Annotated in this window: 9 protein-coding genes and 1 CRISPR repeat array; of the genes, 6 read left to right on the top strand and 3 right to left on the bottom strand. The window is 59.6% G+C overall.

Going from position 1 to position 18,742, the window contains the following annotated elements; translation table 11 throughout:
• Positions 1 to 28 precede the first annotated feature (28 nt).
• The 3 genes from JM946_RS13865 to JM946_RS13855 form a co-directional block, all read right to left on the bottom strand.
• The gene (locus JM946_RS13865) at positions 29 to 328 is read right to left on the bottom strand and encodes a hypothetical protein (protein WP_203167843.1); all 300 of its coding nucleotides are present in this window, start codon (positions 326 to 328) and stop codon (positions 29 to 31) included.
• Positions 329 to 1,435: 1,107 nt separating this feature from the next.
• On the bottom strand, positions 1,436 to 2,737 hold the full coding sequence (locus tag JM946_RS13860) for a HipA domain-containing protein (protein WP_203167842.1): 1,302 nt from the start codon (positions 2,735 to 2,737) through the stop codon (positions 1,436 to 1,438).
• Positions 2,737 to 2,994 (bottom strand): helix-turn-helix domain-containing protein, encoded by a 258-nt coding sequence (locus JM946_RS13855; RefSeq protein WP_203167841.1) that lies wholly within the window; start codon positions 2,992 to 2,994, stop codon positions 2,737 to 2,739. The genes JM946_RS13860 and JM946_RS13855 overlap by 1 nt, the downstream gene beginning before the upstream one ends.
• A 3,110-nt stretch (positions 2,995 to 6,104) precedes the next feature.
• On the opposite strand from JM946_RS13855, the gene cas3g reads away from it, so the two are divergent.
• From cas3g to cas2, 6 genes are all read left to right on the top strand, one after another.
• The gene (gene cas3g, locus JM946_RS13850) at positions 6,105 to 8,924 is read left to right on the top strand and encodes a type I-G CRISPR-associated helicase/endonuclease Cas3g (RefSeq protein ID WP_203167840.1); all 2,820 of its coding nucleotides are present in this window, start codon (positions 6,105 to 6,107) and stop codon (positions 8,922 to 8,924) included.
• The gene (gene cas8g2, locus JM946_RS13845; RefSeq protein WP_203167839.1) at positions 8,917 to 9,795 is read left to right on the top strand and encodes a type I-G CRISPR-associated protein Cas8g2; all 879 of its coding nucleotides are present in this window, start codon (positions 8,917 to 8,919) and stop codon (positions 9,793 to 9,795) included. The genes cas3g and cas8g2 overlap by 8 nt, the downstream gene beginning before the upstream one ends.
• On the top strand, positions 9,789 to 10,838 hold the full coding sequence (cas7g, locus tag JM946_RS13840; protein WP_203167838.1) for a type I-G CRISPR-associated RAMP protein Csb1/Cas7g: 1,050 nt from the start codon (positions 9,789 to 9,791) through the stop codon (positions 10,836 to 10,838). The genes cas8g2 and cas7g overlap by 7 nt, the downstream gene beginning before the upstream one ends.
• An 8-nt stretch (positions 10,839 to 10,846) precedes the next feature.
• Positions 10,847 to 13,036 (top strand): type I-G CRISPR-associated protein Csb2, encoded by a 2,190-nt coding sequence (gene csb2 / locus JM946_RS13835; protein WP_203167837.1) that lies wholly within the window; start codon positions 10,847 to 10,849, stop codon positions 13,034 to 13,036.
• Positions 13,037 to 13,198: 162 nt separating this feature from the next.
• A complete protein-coding gene (gene cas4g/cas1g / locus JM946_RS13830) occupies positions 13,199 to 14,905 on the top strand; it encodes a CRISPR-associated endonuclease Cas4g/Cas1g (protein WP_203167836.1) in 1,707 nt (568 codons plus the stop codon).
• A gap of 2 nt (positions 14,906 to 14,907) precedes the next feature.
• Positions 14,908 to 15,201, top strand: coding sequence for a CRISPR-associated endonuclease Cas2 (gene cas2 / locus JM946_RS13825; protein WP_203167835.1), 294 nt, complete (start codon positions 14,908 to 14,910; stop codon positions 15,199 to 15,201).
• Between the two features lie 202 nt (positions 15,202 to 15,403).
• Positions 15,404 to 18,483: a CRISPR direct-repeat array (repeat unit 36 nt; unit sequence GTGTCCGCAGCCGTAACGCTGCGGCCTCGTTGAAGC).
• Between the last annotated feature and the right edge of the window lie 259 nt (positions 18,484 to 18,742).

The raw sequence follows: 18,742 nt of genomic DNA, 5'->3' as shown, positions 1-18,742 counted from the left end.
GGATTATCTGAAGGCAAGCTCGGCGTTGCTAGTTCCGCCGCCGTCCAAATGCGATGAGCAGGGACGCGATTAAAAATCCCGTGCCAAGACCTAAGAGAACCATGTCCATGGTCTGCAGCGTTTCACGAGACAGCTGTCCTAAGCCAAGGGGCGGCCCGAGAAAGACAATTGCGACGTAGACCGCAGTCAGAACGAGCGCCAACCCCAGTGGCACGAAGCGCAGTAGCCGGTTCGCGAATCCTGGGACAAAGCCATACAGAGCGCGCGTGAGGTTACTCGCGCCAAGCAGCAACAACGCAGGTGGGATGGCTTGGTTCAGCAGGTCCATTTGCGGGCACCTCAAGATTCCGATCTCCGACTCCAATCCGAGCGATTCTCCGTCCCTGCCACTGAAGCGCTCGATCCTTGTGGTCGGCAGGTGCGAGGCGCCAGCCCTTAGCAGTGACCGCCTGAACGGGAGACGAAATCTGCTAGGGTCGTTCCACACAGCTTCGGTGGTTCGCTCCCATCAAATCAGATCAACGATGTCGCCTATGAGATGCGAAAGTCAAGATAGAGTTCCGCCGAATAAAACGCGAATCGATCTGTCTGCGGCCGCTTTTGTTTAACACTGCAGTCAATGGGCACCTCACCTTTCATCGCTGCTCGCGTCTCGCCAGAGACAAGCGAAGTTCCGCAGCTTCGCGGAAGCTGCAGCAAATGACGGAGTCGGCGCCGCTGTTGCTCACGTCCTTCGCAGCGACTCGCTTTTCTCTCGTTAGTGCGTTCATTCTCTGCGCCGCGCTCTTCCGCGAAGCGGTTTGGCTCGCCGGCTTGATGCGCGTCCGGCTGCGGCACGCTCGGTGTGTTGGCAGGTCTCACGCTGGATCAGATGAGATAACCCGATACGCCCGAGCGCATCGGTTGAGGCTGGCGCTTGACACCTCGAGTGTTTTGATCTGCGCAAGCCTTCACTCGAGAGATCCACAGAAGCTGTGCGCAACTCTGTGGATAACCAGATGCTCCTGACATCCTGCCGCTGAAAACTCCCCCGAATCTCGCCTGGTCAAACTTTGGCCAATTCCACGGGCGGCGAGCACAGACCGCGCATTTTGAGGCCTTGCGATGGAATGCAGGGATCAGGGCTTGCGCCTTTGGTTCGACGCAGTCATGCGTCTGGCCCACGCACTCGCGATCGGCGCGTGCGATGATGGCTTCGGCTCATGCGGCCTGATCCTCGGGGTCGTCGGATCGACCAGCATCAGTTCGGGCAAGGGCGGCCACGCGTCACACCATCAAGATCGACGTGCGATCAGCCTCGCACGGCGGATGCGTATGACGCTCGGGCGGCGACCTTCATCTTCAGAACCGAGCGCGCCCTGTTTGTCGGCGGCTCAATAACTGGCCACTTCGCGAGCGCCCCGCTTCGTCTCACGCCCGGAACTTGTCGGAGCTGTCACGGCGTCTCGGATTTCTTGGACCGCAAGCGCTCGATCATCTCTCGGATGACGACGATATGGATTGTTCGTAGTACGCGAAGTTGACCTGCTCGCTGATTCTGCGGGACTGGCAGGGCCTCATATGCCTGACAGAGTTGGCTGGCGGCGCCGTCGATCGTGCGAGTGAAACGCTCGAGCAGCCTCGTACTGGCGCGTCGATTCACTCTGAGTTGTTCGGCGAATGCGAGGAAGTTCTCGGCATTGACCTCGGAAAAAGTTGAAGCGTCGCCTATGCGCATGGTGAGTTCGTGATGGGGCCAGCGTGGATCGTTATCGGCGCAGGCGTGATAGCTCTCGGTGGAGACGAGATCATAGAACGGCGCCAGCTCGATCCCGGACGGCCTGACGAGAAAGGACAGATTCTTCAGGTGCGCATCGGCATTCCCGATGAGCAGGTTGAAGAGCGTCCACTGCAAGATACTCATGCGGCTACGGGCAGGATTCGCGCACTGCTCGATGCAAGCAATGAGCGCATCGACGCCCGCCTGCTGATACTTGAACTGTCGGTTGAGACCTAGCAGCTGACACGCATCGATGGCGTGGAGGCGCTGTACCGGCTCTGCGTCATGAACGCGATCGAATCGTCGGATCAAATACACGGGATCGGGAACAAAGCGGATTGCCACTTCTGGCACGGACAGCCCGAGGTGCGCGGCAAGTCGCATCGTGAAGTATTCATTGGCCGCAGAGCTGGGCCAGTTCTCTTTGTCCTCATGATCGGGTTTCAGAAGCCAGGTCGAGGGCGTGTTGCCGACCGGGTGGTACAGCTGACCTTCGCGTATGCATACTGCAAGTTTGTGTTGGCCGCCGGCGTTCGACATGTGCTTCGGAGCGCCGACAGATAGGGACTGCTTCGGAAGCTTGGCAATGCGCTCGTGCAGTTCCTCATCGCTCAAGAACACGTAGCCAGACTGCGCCTCCGGTTCTTCTTGTGTTTGCAGGGTGATTGCGCCGGCGGATTCCCGGCCGTAGTAAGCGAGCATTCCGAAGGCGTCGCTGCCGTCAACTTTCGCCTCGCGTGCGAGCACGTCACGTGTTTTTTCCTCCGGCAGCAGGTTGTCGAAGAACCATTGCACCGGACGTTTCGAGGCGCCATCGACGATCCTGCCGGCGCTTCGCGGCAGGTGAGGGGACAGGTCGAAGGCGTGCTCGGAAGTGATCCACTGGGGTTCATATTGGAACGTCCAGAGATCGTTTTCCTCGCGCAGTCGACCCACGCGTGTTGTATTGATCAGCGCGATCAGCTCGCGGGCTGCCATCAACGGCCGCTCCGCTGCTCCACGACGGAGGGCGGACTCATGCCCGGGGGCAATTCCAGTTGCACCTTGATTCCCAACTCCCGCAGAGCCTCGAGCACTTTGCCGAGTTGCGCCGTGGGCTTGCCTCCCTCCAGCTCACCGATAAATGTGTGCGAGAAACCGCCGACCTCATCCTGGCGGAGCTTTTGCCACTTGCGAGTTGCTCGCACCACGGCGCCGAGGTCTTCCGCAGACGCGATTTGTACTTTGTGGGCCATAACGGAGCAAAAAAGTAGCCGATTAGCTATTCTTTTGCTGTTGAGCGGGCGCTGTCAAGAGCAAAGTAGCCGAATGGCTATTGTGGCGTTATTGGGCATTGGGAGGGCCCTCAAACTAGCCGACCGGCTAGTTCGAACGTAGCTCACCCGGAGCCGCTCCGACGCATTTAGCGGGCACGCGAACGATAGCCGCAGCTACACGGCCAACGGCCTGAACCACTACTCGACGGTTGGCGAAGCGCGTTGAGCCACGATAGTCGAGGCAACCTCACCTCATTCGCGGGGGCAACCTACCCTTATAGCAAGCTCAATGAATTGAAAACTGCGCCCGGTGCCGTGATGACGTATGACGGTACCGGTCGCCTGATCCCCTGATCCCTGATCCAGTACGGGGCCGCGAGCACGGCGCGGCTATATCACGCGGGCGCGAGCCTGGTCGCGGAAGTGATGCGTCGCATAAGCAATGGAACAAGAGGATAAAGAGGGGACGGCGACTCACAAATTGAAAGGTGCGAAGAATCGGACAAGGGAATGGTCTTCGAGAGGCCGCAGTAGTGAACCAAATATAATCCAGAGAGCTTTCATGTGTGCAGCCGTGTTGCTGTGACCAGCCTCACCAGCAGATGCGGACCGTCACGTTTTGCTAACAAGATTCGCCGCATGGTGTGGACTGTCCCCATCTTCAGGCGGCCAAAGAAATCAACTATGGGACCTGGCTTGCGATTGTTCTGTTGACGATACCCATTGGGTGACCGCTGACGATCGATGAGCCCAAGCGAAGGTGGCTCGAGGAGCTTGGGCGATACATCGCTGGTGACGCACATCGCGCTATCGCTGTCGATCGCACCTTTAACGAGACCGCGGCGATGAGTCCGCGGGCATAGCCAGTCTGTAACCCCGCAACGCGGCTGGCGTTTGCGACGTACCTGCGAGCGCCGCGCTCGTGGCGAGGCTTCTGAACGAATGATGTCATCGAAAGATAGGTATGCCTTGCCTTTCGAAGTTACGGCGATCAGGCGCGTGGAGTTCAGCCTCAACGCCGGTGCATCGGCTCAGATTCGCGGGTGCTGTGTTTACTGCAGCGTGCCAGGCCGGCTGCTCCAAATATCCTAATCGCGTGTCAGCGTGTAGCCTCCTAGTGATTTCCGATGGTCGCCTCGATAGTTACAGTCAGGCTATCCTTGGACATCGGATATTGAACGAAGCGGTTGAAGATAACTCACAAAGAAACGAAATCGCTTTCGCATCGGTCTATGCATGCGATCTGAATCAGTCTTGCCGGGATTTGGTTCAGCCGCTGTGAGCAGTTCCTGATGGACAACACGCTGGGAGAAAGGCTTGAAGACAAGAAGCAGTGCCTGCCTTGGGCGCAGCCAGTCGGTTGTGGCTGCGTTTGGCACCGGTCCCAAATCGGATACCACGCTGCCGCGAACGCAAGCTGTTTTGCTGGCGCGTTTCGAACCCAGTGCGGCGGAGTCCTCCACGGTCGTGATGCGGAGGGTCCAATGAGAAGGAAGGCAGATATCGGTATGGTTCCCTTGGCCCTTGTTGTCACGACGTCTGAGGCAGGGCCTAGGCGGCGAAGTTACCGGCCGAGGTCTTTCCGGTTTAGTCTTTTTGCGCTCGAATCGGGCAAGGTTCGGCATGTCAATTCGTGGCGCTCCGGGTCGAACGCATTGGAACTCGATGCCTATATCGGCTTGTTAGATTTGCTGGCGAGCATCGAGCAGATCGGGCACGAGGGTCGGAAGAAGAAAGAACGTCTGTCGTGGAGAAGGAGAACGACGCGGCCACCAAGTAGGCGGCGCTGCCGCGTTCGGCGAAGATGAGCAATGGGTGTAAGTATTTCCATCGAGGCGAGTCAGTGCGAGCGTTTGATTGCATACTGCTCGAGTGCTCCCGTGATGAGCGGACATGCGCGGGGATTTCGGATCCGAAGCTCCTATTGTTGAGGCGACATTGTGGTAGTCATAGCCGTTCGACCCGATGTAAGGTATGGCACTGGCAACTCGAAGATCGTCATGTCGAGCCACCATGCAGTGAGCGTCCGCGGCACTCTTGCTGCGGTTTCGTTGTAGTGTCTCCTTGTGCGTCATCCGATAGCTCTGCACGACGTATCCGCAGCCGCTGCGCTGCGGCCTCATTGAAGCGAGTTCCTCCTGCCTCTATGACGTTACTGATGTGACGACGATTGGATCGTGGAAGTCTGTGTATTGAGGCGTATTCATTGATGAACTAAGCCCGCAGTAGAATCTGTGGCGGATTTTGCCAATTGGGCGACCCAATCTTTCTTAGTCGTAGCGTGCTACGACGGCAGGCATGAGCGCGTACCCCAAGTGGCTGACCCTCCACGATCAGAGCGCCTTCATCTGGACAAAGGAGGAGCCCATCGATACGCCGCCGAACGCAATGAAGTGTTCCAAGCCATGTGGCGAAAGCGGCATGCTCCCGATATGAGCAGACGTGCAGTCACATCAGGACGAGCCAACGAGAGAAACAGCGCTCAGCGCTGGTCGCACGTCATACGAATCTCTGCGATATCCACCTCGACCGCCAACCTGGCGCAGTCTCAATCGCGCTACTTCAGGCAGTGATGTAACGCGCCCGATACTGCCGTCCGTGCACGGGTTGCTCCAGGACTGCTCGCTCGCGAAGCGACGCCACCGTGCTCTTAGCTGCGATTCGAGGACAGCGCGCGCGTTCGCTTGAGCTTTCTTTCGAGCCCGATTTTGAGTAAGCACGGCGGAGCGCGTCGCGTATCGAATCACCTTTTGGTGACTGGAACCAAATTGGAGCGTGGCAGGGGTAAATCCGCGGCTCTCACGCCGTCTTTTCTGATGAGAGAGCAAAGGGTTGCGGCACTGTACTGCAAGCCACACGTTTGCCCTCACAACGACCAGAGAGAAATGAGGGCACTGACGGAAACGGCATCTTCGGCGGAACATTCGAAGAACTCGAGATCCCGAAACCAAAAGATGTCTTTATTGCGCATCTGCGGGCGGCGCATGTCGCACCGGCCTCAACTCGCATTCCGGCTGAAGTACGGATGGTGATCGGTGCCGTCTCGGATCGGGCGTGTCGGAAATGAAGCGTTAGGAGAGGGCGACGGCGTGTTCGATCGGCAGTTTGAGGCGCTGACTTCATTCGTTCCGCTCTCCTGGCAGGCGCGACTGTTTCGGGACTACTTCATGCATGGAAGGGCTCCCGATGCGATTGATATACCAACGGGATTGGGAAAAACCGCGGTGATGGCTCTATGGCTCATTGCGCGTGCCAATGGTGCAGCGTTGCCCCGTCGATTGGTCTATGTGGTAGATCGCCGCGCTGTCGTGGATCAGGCCAGCGACTTCGCTTACACCCTGAGGGAGCGACTTGATGCACAAGCCGCGTATCTGAAGGCGGGTCTCAACCTCGATGAGCGTTCACTGCCGATTTCCACACTGCGTGGCCAGTACGCAGACAATAAAGAGTGGCTGGAAGACCCCAGCGTACCGGCGATTATCGTTGGCACCGTGGATATGGTGGGGTCGCGAATGCTGTTCGAGGGATATGGGGTATCTCGAAGAATGCGTCCGTATCAGGCGGCGCTGCTCGGTACTGACGCCCTGATCGTGCTCGATGAGGCTCATCTTGTTCCCCCGTTCGAGCGCTTGATAGAAGCGATAACCCGTGGTTCCGGTGAGTTTGGCCCGCGCGATCCACAAGATGCAAACATGGTCCCTGCGCTTCGGTTGATGTCGTTGTCGGCAACCGGACGTCATCGCGGCGGCACGGTATTCAAGCTGCAGGGACATCTGCGTGGCTCCCCCGGCAATCGAGGAGATGTCGAGGATGACATTGTGAGACGCAGACTCGCGGCGGAAAAGGTCCTCACGCTCATCCCCAAGGGCACCCAGTGGCTGGATGAGGCATTGGCCGCACACGCTTGGACACTGTCTGAGAAGGGCGCTGCACCGATCCGCTGCTTGGTATTCAGTAATTCGCGGGATATCGCTCAGAAAGCCAGAAAGCGGATCAAGCAGCTTGAAAGGGAAGAAAGAGCGCGCAATGCCAATCTCAGAGAGCTCGATACAGAGTTGCTCATCGGTGCGCGACGGGTCCGTGAGCGCCAAAGCGTCACGGCCGAGTGGCTCAACTCCAAGGGGTTTGTTGCGGGATCCGAGGTGGAACGGACAAGTCCTGCATTCCTGTTTGCGACCTCGGCAGGTGAAGTTGGCATCGATCTCGATGCGGATCACATCGTATGTGACCTCGTCGCATGGGAGCGGCTCGTGCAGCGCTTCGGCCGGGTCAATCGACGAGGCGGGCGCCGCGCCAAGATTCTCATCATTGATGAGGGGCCGCCGTCGCCGAAGAAGGCAGGCGCACCGACGCTGGAGGAAACCAGGCAGACAGAGCGCTACTTCGCATTGCGGCGCCTGTTGAACGAGCTGCCCGAGCACGGCAGCGACTCGCGATTCGCAAGTCCGGAAGCGCTGCGCCTGTTGAGGGCGCGTGCGGATGCAGAGCCTGCCCTCGATGCAACAATGAAAGCCGCAACGACGCCCGAGCCTCTACGACCCGCGTTGACTCGGGCCGTTCTCGATGCGTGGGCCATGACATCCCTGGAGACGCATACCGGACGCCCCGATGACGTTGCCCCCTGGTTGCGAGGATGGGTGGAGCAGGATCCGCAGACAACAATCGTTTGGCGCCGTCACCTTCCTGTAAGAAATGGGCCTCCGATCACCCCGGCCGAAATCGAATCCTACTTTGAGGCAGCGCCACCGCATCTTACCGAACACCTGAGCGCCGAAACTTTTGTTGTTGCACAGTGGCTGCAGGAGCGGCTCGCTGCATTGTTGGGTAAGCTCGCCGCGGGCCAGGAGGATGAAATTGCAGCAACCTGCGAAGAAGATCTTGATGGATCTGAGACGCTGTCGAGCAATAGCGAAATTGCATTCGCGCTTTCTCAGTCAGGGCGGCTGATCGAGCGATTCTCTCTGGGTGATTTCGCGATTCCCAAACAAGACAAGGAGCGACGAAGAGCGCTTGATCGTCGTCTAAATAAACTCGCTGATGCGATTCTGATCGTCGATGCGCGCGTTGGTGGCATCAATCAAGGGCTCCTTGATAGCGACTCATGGACTTACGCTGAAACGGCCGATGGCACTGATCCGTGGATGGCTTCCCTCAACGAGCAGGGCGTGGACCGCCAACCCCTGACTATTGGGTTTCGTGTGCGTGTGGTTGCGACAAACGGACGACGCTTGCGTCGGGCATGGGGTGAGCGCTATCGGCTGGCACTCGAATGGGATGCTGATGGCGTACCGAGTCGAATTCTGATCGTAGATAAGCGCCAAGGGGATTCGGCGAATGAAGAGGACCGCTCTACTTCCTGTAATTACCAGCGACTGAGCGAGCACCAATCCTGGACGGAGGTCAAAGCGCGCAAGCTGGGAGAGAGACTCGGCCTTTGTCCTGAACTCATCGGAGCACTTGCGCTTGCTGCGCGGCTTCATGATGAAGGCAAGAGAAGCAGGCGATGGCAGCGTGCGTTTCGCGCCCCGCCGGGCGAGGAGCTATACGCAAAAACGAAGGGGCCCATCGATTTCGCGCTGCTCGACGGATATCGGCATGAGTTCGGATCGCTGAGCTGGGTCCAGAAGGATGAGGCATTTGTCTGCCTTCCTGAGGCCTTAAAGGACCTGGTACTGCACCTGGTCGCGGCTCATCACGGGCAAGCGCGCCCGGTGATCAGCACAAGCGGTTGCGAGGACGCACCGTCATCGCTGCTTCAGGAACGAGCACGCCACGTCGCCTTGAGATTCGCTCGATTACAGAGGCGATGGGGGCCGTGGGGGTTGGCATGGCTCGAATCTCTTCTGAGGGCGGCGGATCAGCAGGCCTCGCGCGACAATGACAACGAGCAGGGCGCCGCCTGTGCCTGACAGTCGCATACCGGTCGATGTCTTCAATCCCGGCCAGGTGTTTGCCTGCCTCGGCCTTCTGGAGGCTGCGAGCATTCTGTTTGAAGATGCGCAGGGCGGATTCGATTGGAGTGAGGCCGCGCGCGTGCAGTTCTTGCTGCGAGCTTCCGGTAGTGAGGGGCCGGTCTCTGACATCCTCAACTTCCTCACCGAGGCTGAGGTCGCGACGCTTGCCCCCGTGGGTTCAGCAAATTCGACGACCAAATGGAAAGTGCCGACTCGCACCTTCGATGAAGTTGACGTATTTCCATTTCCGGATCCCGCCAGCCCCGCCACACTTCCGGCACGACTGACCGATCGGTCCGGCCGACAGATCATCATTGATCATTGGGGAGACGCGACGCGTCGGGACAATGTGAAGTTCTGGGCCGGTGCGGGGGGATATCCTGGCGCCGCGCTTGTGAGAGATGCGCTGGATCTCGTTCGTGAGCTTCCTGAGCACGCGGCCTCCGATCCATTTTCTGTGAGCGCGAACCAGAGCAGTAGTCTGCGACTGGATTGGCGGCGAGATTACGTGCCGCTTGATGCCGGCTTCTCCCCCAATGAGCACCCGGAAATGGTGATGCAGGGCTATCCACTTGTGGAGGTGTTGGCCGCGATCGGCCTGACTCACGCCCGCCCGAAGAGAATCGGCAAGCTCGAGTACCGTTACTCAGTGATTGGCATTACCGGCGAGGAGGACCTGCTCACTCCTGTGCTTCTTCGTGCAGCGCTCGGATGCAGCGCGCTGCCGTTCATCACGCGCGTCTTCTGCATGCGCTTGAATTGGCCGGGACAGGAGAATCAGGCTCGCTGCATTACAAGTGTCACAGAGGAGAGCGGTCAATGTTAGCCGTCACAGCAGAGATGATCGATGCCTGGGCCGATGATGTGCGTGGTCCAGTCGCACTGCACTTAAAGGAACGACTGCTGCCCGTCGAAGGTGAGGGCGGCGTGATCTTCCCGCCCACCTATGCCGACGTTGGATACAACATCGATGACCTATCTGATGGAACGAAGCTCGCCACGATTGATAGCGTCGGAAGTCAGGCCAATCGCATCGAGCCCATTTTTCAGCGGCGACCTTATGACACATTGGTGCCCCAGATCGATATCTCCTATGGCAATGAGAAGAAGATCTCGATTCTGGAGGCTGGGCATCGACTCGGAGATGCGCTGATCCGCTCCACCGAGTTGCATCAGGAAGCTCAGGAAGCCTTCCTGCTTTTCATAGACAAAGGTGATGCCTCGAAGCTTGCGAAGCTGGCACCCACGTCTTTGGTCTTTGGCGTATGGGATTCCAGAGGTACTCAAGCAAAGCTGCCGCGTATTGTGCAGTCGGTCATCCGCGCCTGGGACGTGCAGCCGCTCACGCGATCTGCTCAGTACACCCCGGCGTTGGATTATTCCGCGTTGGATGTCTTCTCCGAGGATGAGAAGCAGAAATCCGAGGGAAAGGCAGAAAGTCCGCTTGCGCAGCGAGGATTTGTTCACGTGCCTGCTCCTCGCGCGCCTGGTGGGGTCGTGGCGCGGGGTCCCATTGAGCGGGACGTAACAGTGAATCTGATTGCGCTCAGAAGACTTGATGGTGAGCGAGGACAGGCGCTGCGCCGATATATCTTGGGGCTGTGTCTCGTGGCGGCGATCGAGCCCGTGGACGCCTTCCTCCGCCAGGGCTGCCTGCTCGTGCCGGATAATCGATCGCCCGCTCAATGGAACTTGGTAGGACGCCAGGGGCGGCGCGATCCGCTGTCCACGGAAGACAACGTGGTGGTCAGGTATGCCGAGCGAGCCGCAGAGGAGTTTGGCGTCGGCCCTCGCAGAGCAGTCAGCTTCGATAAGGCCAGGGCAAAACAAGATGTAAAGAGCGCGGATAAGAAATCGAAGCTGGGTTGATCGCCGTCATGTCACGTGTACTGTCGATCAACGTCCACTTTCACGACGGTCGGTATCACGGCGCATCGGACGGCGCATCTGACTGGCCACCTTCACCCGGGCGGCTGTTTCAGGCGCTGGTTGCGGGAGTAGCGCGTGGCTCTAAACTGTCGGCGGAAGCTGAAGCGGCGCTCAAGTGGTTAGAAAAGCAACCGCCACCGACAATCACCGCGCCGATTGCAAGGCAGGCTCGAAAATTTATCAGCTACGTGCCGAATAATGACCTTGATACCAAGGCAGGGGATCCGGCGCGTATCGATGCGATTCGGGTAGGCAAAGTCATCCACCCACGATTGTTCGACTCAAGCATCCCGCTCGGCTACTACTGGAGCTTGGCAGAAGACGAAGCAGTCACGGCCCTCGCCGCGTCGGTTTGCCGAGTTGCAGACACGCTGTATCAGCTTGGCCGCGGCGTTGACATGGCCTGGGCTTGCTCGGAAGTGATCTCCACGACGGAGGCGGAGCGTCGGCTCTCGGCGTTTCCCGGCGCGGTGTACCGCCCGAGCGCGCAGGGCCGAGGCGAGGGGCTTGCGTGCCCGGCGCCGGGCACGCTTGAAAGCCTGAACGCTCGCTATGAAGCGTTTCGATCGCGACTTCGGCAAGTGGGTGTGGGGCGAAGAGGCCAGCAAGTATTCTCGCAGCCTCCAAAGGCCCGCTTCCAACAGGTTCATTACGCCGCGGGGGCGGCGCTGCATCTTTATGATCTCATCGCACCATGGCCATTGATCGGCAGCGCCGAACTCGTGCAGCGTGTGCGGGACATCGCTTTTGGCAGACTCGCGGGTGTATTTCCGCATCGGGTCTCAGATATCGAGCGTTTATTGATCGGACGGGGCGCGAGCGCCGCCGACAAGCAGGCGAGAGTTAAGATCCTCCCGCTGCCCTCCATCGGGCATCCGCACGCGGACCGCGTGATCCGGCGGATACTCATCGAGATCCCTCCAAGTTGCCCGATTCGCTCCGAGGACGTTGACTGGGCATTCTCGGGGCTGGTGTTCGAAAGTCATCAGACGAGCAATAACCTCTCAAATGGGCTCATCAGGTCCAGCGAGCAGAAGATGCTTGCTCACTATGGCATCGGTGAGCAGGGAGAGGCTCGACTATGGAGAACGGTCACCGCGGCCGTCCTACCCCCGCGTGTGACCGCGCACGAGGATGATTCACCTCGTGCGGGAAGCCGTCGCAAGAGTGGCTCAGACCGGCAACACATGGTTTCGCGTGCCTCCGGTGCCGTCGTGCAGGCGCTTGGTCATGCCGGCCTTCGCGGGCGAGTCCTCAGCGTCCGGGTTCAGCGCGAGCCCTTCGATATGAAGGGCGCTTTGGCGCAATCTTTTGCCACAGGTACGCGCTTTCCTCAAGATCGCGTTTCGCATGTACAAATTGAATTCGCAGAGCCGGTGTCAGGCCCGCTGATCATTGGGGATGGTCGTTATCTCGGGCTCGGGCTGATGGCGCCTGCGATCGGAGCAGGTTTAGCCAGGCTAGCGTATTGCTTCCAAATCATCGAAGGATTGAAAGAGGGTGCGGATCCGTCCGTATGTGCTAGGGCGCTGCGCAGGGCGGTCATGGCGCGTGCTCAGGCGGAAATCGGCTCGCGCAAGACATTACCGATGTTCTTCACCGGGCATGAGGAGGATGGATCTCCAGCGCGATCAGGCAATCACGCGCACTTAGCCTTTGTAGCAGACATCGGGCGGGGACGTCTGTGGATTGTCACGCCGCATGCGCTTGAGCAGCGTGATCCACTACTTGGGGAACGAGCCAATCTTAAGATCCTGGACCGAGCCGTCCAAGATTTGCAGGATCTGCGCGCCGGAAGCGCAGGGCGACTGCGATTAGTTCCGTGCGGATTGGATCTATCAGAACACCCTGTCTTTGCAAGATCCCTGACGTGGGAGAGCGTTACCGATTACGCGCCGACACGCTATGCAAAACGCCTTAGCCCACAGGATGGGATTGCTGTCGACGTTCGACTTGAGCTTCGTAGGCTCCAGCTGCCACCGCCGATGAATGTCGAAGTGACGGACATGCGCGAGGGTCCAAGAGGAGGGCTGTCAGCTCGACTGCGCTTACGGTTCAACACCGCGGTCGGCGGGCCTATCCTCATAGGCCGGACGCGTCACTCAGGCGGTGGGCTATTCGCACCAGCCAACGAATGATGCGAGCCAGCGGCCGTACGAGAGCAAACATGGTGCTTGAGCTTGATTGTTCTCACGTCACCCCTCGAGAACGTTTCGCTGAGGAAATAGGGGGGTACATGCCTATCGAAAACGATCGTCGCTCCCAGTGCGTTTCCGTTGATCATGACCGCGGATCGGACTATGGCTGGTGAGGCCCAGCCGGAGCTGCCGTTACCCTTTCCCGAGCTTTCTGGGGACCTCCCGCCATTGCCGGCGAGAATGATCAATGAGTACCAATATTGCCCGCGACTTGCCTATCTCGAATGGGTTCAAGGTGAATGGGCCGAATCCTCCGATACCGTCGAAGGCCGCTACGTGCACCGTCGAGTGGATCGACCTACCGGTGATCTGCCTGAGGCACAGGCGAGCGCGGAACAGCGGCTTCATGCACGCTCGATTACTCTCGCATCGAACCGCTTGGGGCTCATCGCACGTATGGACCTGGTCGAGGCGGAGGGCAATCGCGTGACACCGGTTGATTACAAACGTGGCAAGCGTCCGCATGTGCCGCGAGGTGCTTACGATCCTGAGCGCGTGCAGCTTTGTGTCCAGGGGCTCATTCTCGAGGAGCATGGCTATGTGTGTGAGGAAGGAGTGCTGTACTTCGCGGAGAGTCGCGAGCGTGTGCGAGTTGTCTTCGATCACGATCTGCGCGCATTGACACGCAATGCCATCGACGGATTGCGCCTGATAGCGGTCGGCGGCCGGATTCCTCCACCTCTCGAAGATAGCCCGAAGTGTCCTCGGTGCTCACTGGTGGGAATCTGTCTGCCCGATGAAGTGAATTGGCTGCACAAGCAGGACATTTCGCCACGACCGCTCACGGTTAGTCGAGATGAGGCATTGCCACTGTATGTGCAGGCCCGCGGCGCGAAGGTTGCGAAAAAGGCAGAGACGCTTGAGATCTCGGTTGAAGACAAGCCGGTACAGACAGTGCGGCTGGTCGACGTGTCCCAGCTTGCCATCTTCGGACAGGTCTACGTGACCACGCCGACCCTTCACGAGCTCATGACGCGGGACATTGCAGTGTCCTGGCATTCCTACGGCGGCTGGTTCATGGGGCACACCATCGGTACCGGACACAAGAATGTTGAACTACGCACTGCGCAATACCAGGCGAGCTTCGACGCACAAGTCTGCCTGAGGTTGGCCAAGAGTATCGTGAGCGCAAAGATTCAGAATCAACGCACGTTGCTCAGACGCAATTGGAAAGGCGGCGAGACGGAGGCGGACGTCATCGATGGCTTTCAACATGACCTGCGAGGGGTGCAACGGGTGCAGAGCCTCAGTGAGTTGCTGGGTGTCGAAGGACAGGCCGCCGCCAGGTACTTCGGTCACTTCTCGAACATGATCAGCGTCGGTGACCGCGGCTCGCTTCACTTTGATTTCGAGAAGCGTAATCGTCGCCCGCCGACCGATCCGGTCAATGCGCTGCTCTCGTATGCATATTCGCTCCTGGTCCGCGCCTGGACCGTCGCTCTTACAGCCGTCGGATTCGACGCCTATCGGGGCTTCTATCATCAACCACGCTACGGGCGTCCAGCGCTTGCGCTAGATATGATGGAACCTTTCCGTCCGCTGATTGCGGATTCAAGCGTTATCCAGGCCATCAACAACGGTGAAGTGCGTCCCTCGGACTTCATCAGCGTGGCCGGGAGTGTGGCGCTGACTGATGATGGCCGCAAACGATTCATCGGTACGTTTGAGCGGCGCATGAGCCACGAAGTGACACATCCCATCTTTGGCTACAAGATAAACTACCGCAGGTTGCTGGAGCTGCAGGCTCGATTGTTAGGTCGGCACCTGCTCGGTGAAATCGCTGAGTATCCAAACTTCACCACGCGCTGAGCATGAGGGAAGAACATCTCTACCTGGTGACGTATGACATCAGCGATCAGAAGCGCTGGCGGCGCGTCTTCAATGTCATGAATGGCTTTGGCGAATGGCTGCAGCTATCGGTGTTCCAGTGTCGTTTAAACAGAAGACGACATGCCGAATTGGTAGCGCTACTTGATGGCATGATCCATCACGACCAAGATCATGTTCTCTTCGTTGACTTGGGTCCCGCTGAGCAGGTGAATCCGAGGGTGGTAAGCTTGGGCAAGGATTTCGAGGCAGTCACCCGAAAGCCCATCGTCATCTAATTTTGCCGGCGCTGCGCGAGGGCTTCGGTGGTGACAAAATTCCTGGGAAGCGCTCGCGGTCAGAAGCTCTTTTATAATCAGGATATTAGTTCGACAGTGGGCTGCCATTTTGATGATGGTTCGTCTTTTGGCTCCGCCATGAGCGCAGCGCTCGCGAATGCCTGGAAAAATGCCAGGCAAGATATAGACTTGTGAGCGGGCGGTGTCCGCAGCCGTAACGCTGCGGCCTCGTTGAAGCATTATCTGCCGTGGCATGGCCCTCGGCGCGAATGGGTGTCCGCAGCCGTAACGCTGCGGCCTCGTTGAAGCAAAAGTGTCGCCTAGTATGGTAACCATTCCCTCCACGTGTCCGCAGCCGTAACGCTGCGGCCTCGTTGAAGCAGCAACCGGCGATCGCAGGCGGGGAGACGCGCGAGGAGTGTCCGCAGCCGTAACGCTGCGGCCTCGTTGAAGCATAAGAGACTCAGGAGTGATTTGTGCGTTGACTAGCGTGTCCGCAGCCGTAACGCTGCGGCCTCGTTGAAGCGACCCAGCCTCGCGCGACTTCTACAAGCGCGATGCGCGTGTCCGCAGCCGTAACGCTGCGGCCTCGTTGAAGCGAGTTCTGCGGGAGTGCTCAGCGGCACACCCACGGAGGTGTCCGCAGCCGTAACGCTGCGGCCTCGTTGAAGCGCACATCAAGATATTGCCCCAAGCACGGAAACTGCGTGTCCGCAGCCGTAACGCTGCGGCCTCGTTGAAGCACCGTCACAGTAAACGGCCCTGACTGCGAGGGCGGTGTCCGCAGCCGTAACGCTGCGGCCTCGTTGAAGCTTCGTGAGAGTGCTACGCGGCCGCGGCGACCCGTTCGGTGTCCGCAGCCGTAACGCTGCGGCCTCGTTGAAGCGCAGCGAGCCCGCCGGCAATCTGGTAAGGCGTCACGGAGTGTCCGCAGCCGTAACGCTGCGGCCTCGTTGAAGCACCACTACGGACACACTGTCGTCTGAGGTCAGCGCGTGTCCGCAGCCGTAACGCTGCGGCCTCGTTGAAGCCCTTTGAACACGCCTGTGCTGGTCGCGGGAAGCCGGGTGTCCGCAGCCGTAACGCTGCGGCCTCGTTGAAGCGCCGCCTTGCGCTTGGTGGTCGCCCACCATTGGTCGTGTCCGCAGCCGTAACGCTGCGGCCTCGTTGAAGCGCTCCCGCCACGATCACTACTGAGTCAGTGATGTGTGTCCGCAGCCGTAACGCTGCGGCCTCGTTGAAGCACCGAGCGGAGGGTGTAGCCATGCCGTTGGGTTGGGGTGTCCGCAGCCGTAACGCTGCGGCCTCGTTGAAGCATCAGAGGGGCCGCATACGCCTTGACCACGTTCTCCACAGTGTCCGCAGCCGTAACGCTGCGGCCTCGTTGAAGCGCCGCTTTGCTGCGTGAACGGCTGCTTACCTGCGGCCGTGTCCGCAGCCGTAACGCTGCGGCCTCGTTGAAGCGCTAGTGCCTGCGTCTTTTTGGTGTAGTCGGCTTGGTGTCCGCAGCCGTAACGCTGCGGCCTCGTTGAAGCAGGCCGAGGACGAAACACGGTTGCCCACCAATCGCAGTGTGTCCGCAGCCGTAACGCTGCGGCCTCGTTGAAGCGCGAACGCGTGGCCTTCTTCACAGCGGCGGCAATGGGCGTGTCCGCAGCCGTAACGCTGCGGCCTCGTTGAAGCGAGACAAAATTTTTCGCCCCAGGGGATCTTCCCACCTGTGTCCGCAGCCGTAACGCTGCGGCCTCGTTGAAGCTCGGTCCTAGCAGTCGTTGTCCGCGTGCCCGTGTCGTGTCCGCAGCCGTAACGCTGCGGCCTCGTTGAAGCGCTCATTGGTCGTAGCACTCCTTGATGTACAGCTGGTGTCCGCAGCCGTAACGCTGCGGCCTCGTTGAAGCTTGAGCACATGTGCGCGGGATTGCCGACGGTGGTCCCCGTGTCCGCAGCCGTAACGCTGCGGCCTCGTTGAAGCAGGCGCAAGTGTGGGAGTCGGTAAAGCGCGGCGGCGATGTGTCCGCAGCCGTAACGCTGCGGCCTCGTTGAAGCTTGAGCACATGTGCGCGGGATTGCCGACGGTGGTCCCCGTGTCCGCAGCCGTAACGCTGCGGCCTCGTTGAAGCACCGAGGTCACAGAGCTGATCAAGCAGGAATCGGCGGTGTCCGCAGCCGTAACGCTGCGGCCTCGTTGAAGCATCTCATCAACCGAGATCGCCGACATGTTGGCGAAGGTGTCCGCAGCCGTAACGCTGCGGCCTCGTTGAAGCGTCTTGCCTTCGCGCCGGAGATTCCGGCAGCGCTCCTGGTGTCCGCAGCCGTAACGCTGCGGCCTCGTTGAAGCGTCCGCTTCGGTGCGCCAGTCCTTCTCGGTCTCATCGGTGTCCGCAGCCGTAACGCTGCGGCCTCGTTGAAGCACGCCGGCCATGGCTTCTTCAATAGCATGCTTATCCGCCGTGTCCGCAGCCGTAACGCTGCGGCCTCGTTGAAGCCTCGATTCCCGATCCCAAACTGCAGCCACATATCGCGTGTCCGCAGCCGTAACGCTGCGGCCTCGTTGAAGCTGTTGCTGGAACAAACGTGGCTCGCCAGAGAAGGCGGTGTCCGCAGCCGTAACGCTGCGGCCTCGTTGAAGCAGGATGTCCGGCGTGAGCCCCGTCGCCTCTACCACGGTGTCCGCAGCCGTAACGCTGCGGCCTCGTTGAAGCCCGAAGCATCTGCCACCCTGGGATATCCCGTTGCGCCAGTGTCCGCAGCCGTAACGCTGCGGCCTCGTTGAAGCTCCGGCCGTATTTGACGTATTCACGCGACTGGCGGGTGTCCGCAGCCGTAATGCTGCGGCCTCGTTGAAGCTCCACGATCGGTCGCGTCGATGCACGGCCACTGTTAGTGTCCGCAGCCGTAATGCTGCGGCCTCGTTGAAGCATAGGACGTGTGTTTGACGTTCGCGCGAATCGAGGGGTGTCCGCAGCCGTAACGCTGCGGCCTCGTTGAAGCGCGGCAGCGGCAGATGATTACGCCGCGTTACAGATCCCGTGTCCGCAGCCGCAACGCTGCGGCCTCGTTGAAGCCAGCCGCGGAACGACTCGCAGTGCCAGCATGGTTTGGTGTCAGCAGCCGTAGCGCTGCGGTCTCGTTGAAGCGCCGTTTGTAAGTCTTGTCTTAACGTGTTTTCCCTGTGTCCGCAGTCGTAACGCTGCGGCCTCGTTGAAGCGCGGCAGCGGCAGATGATTACGCCGCGTTAGAGATCCCGTGTCCGCAGCCGCAACGCTGCGGCCTCATTGAAGTCTCAGTGTCGCAGGCGAGCCATGGAAACAACTCTGGACATGTCCGCGGGTATCGCGGTGTCGGTGCCGGAATCTACAGCTTGGCTCTGGTCGGTGGAGTTCTTAGACCACTGGCGTGCACGGGCGGCGGAGGCGCTCCAAACCTCCCGCGCTGCTATCTGCAGTTTCAGTGGAGACCGAACAATCCGCTCTGGTGTTTTGTGGCGTTGACGGTTGTTCTGTTCGAGTGAGTCGCCGCGACCATTGTTGCTCCGCCACCC

The organism is Steroidobacter gossypii (assembly GCF_016801985.1).
GTDB classification, from domain to species: Bacteria; Pseudomonadota; Gammaproteobacteria; order Steroidobacterales; family Steroidobacteraceae; genus Steroidobacter; species Steroidobacter gossypii.
The sequence above is the reverse complement of the archived record's forward strand: the minus strand, read 5'-3'. Positions and strand labels throughout refer to the sequence as shown.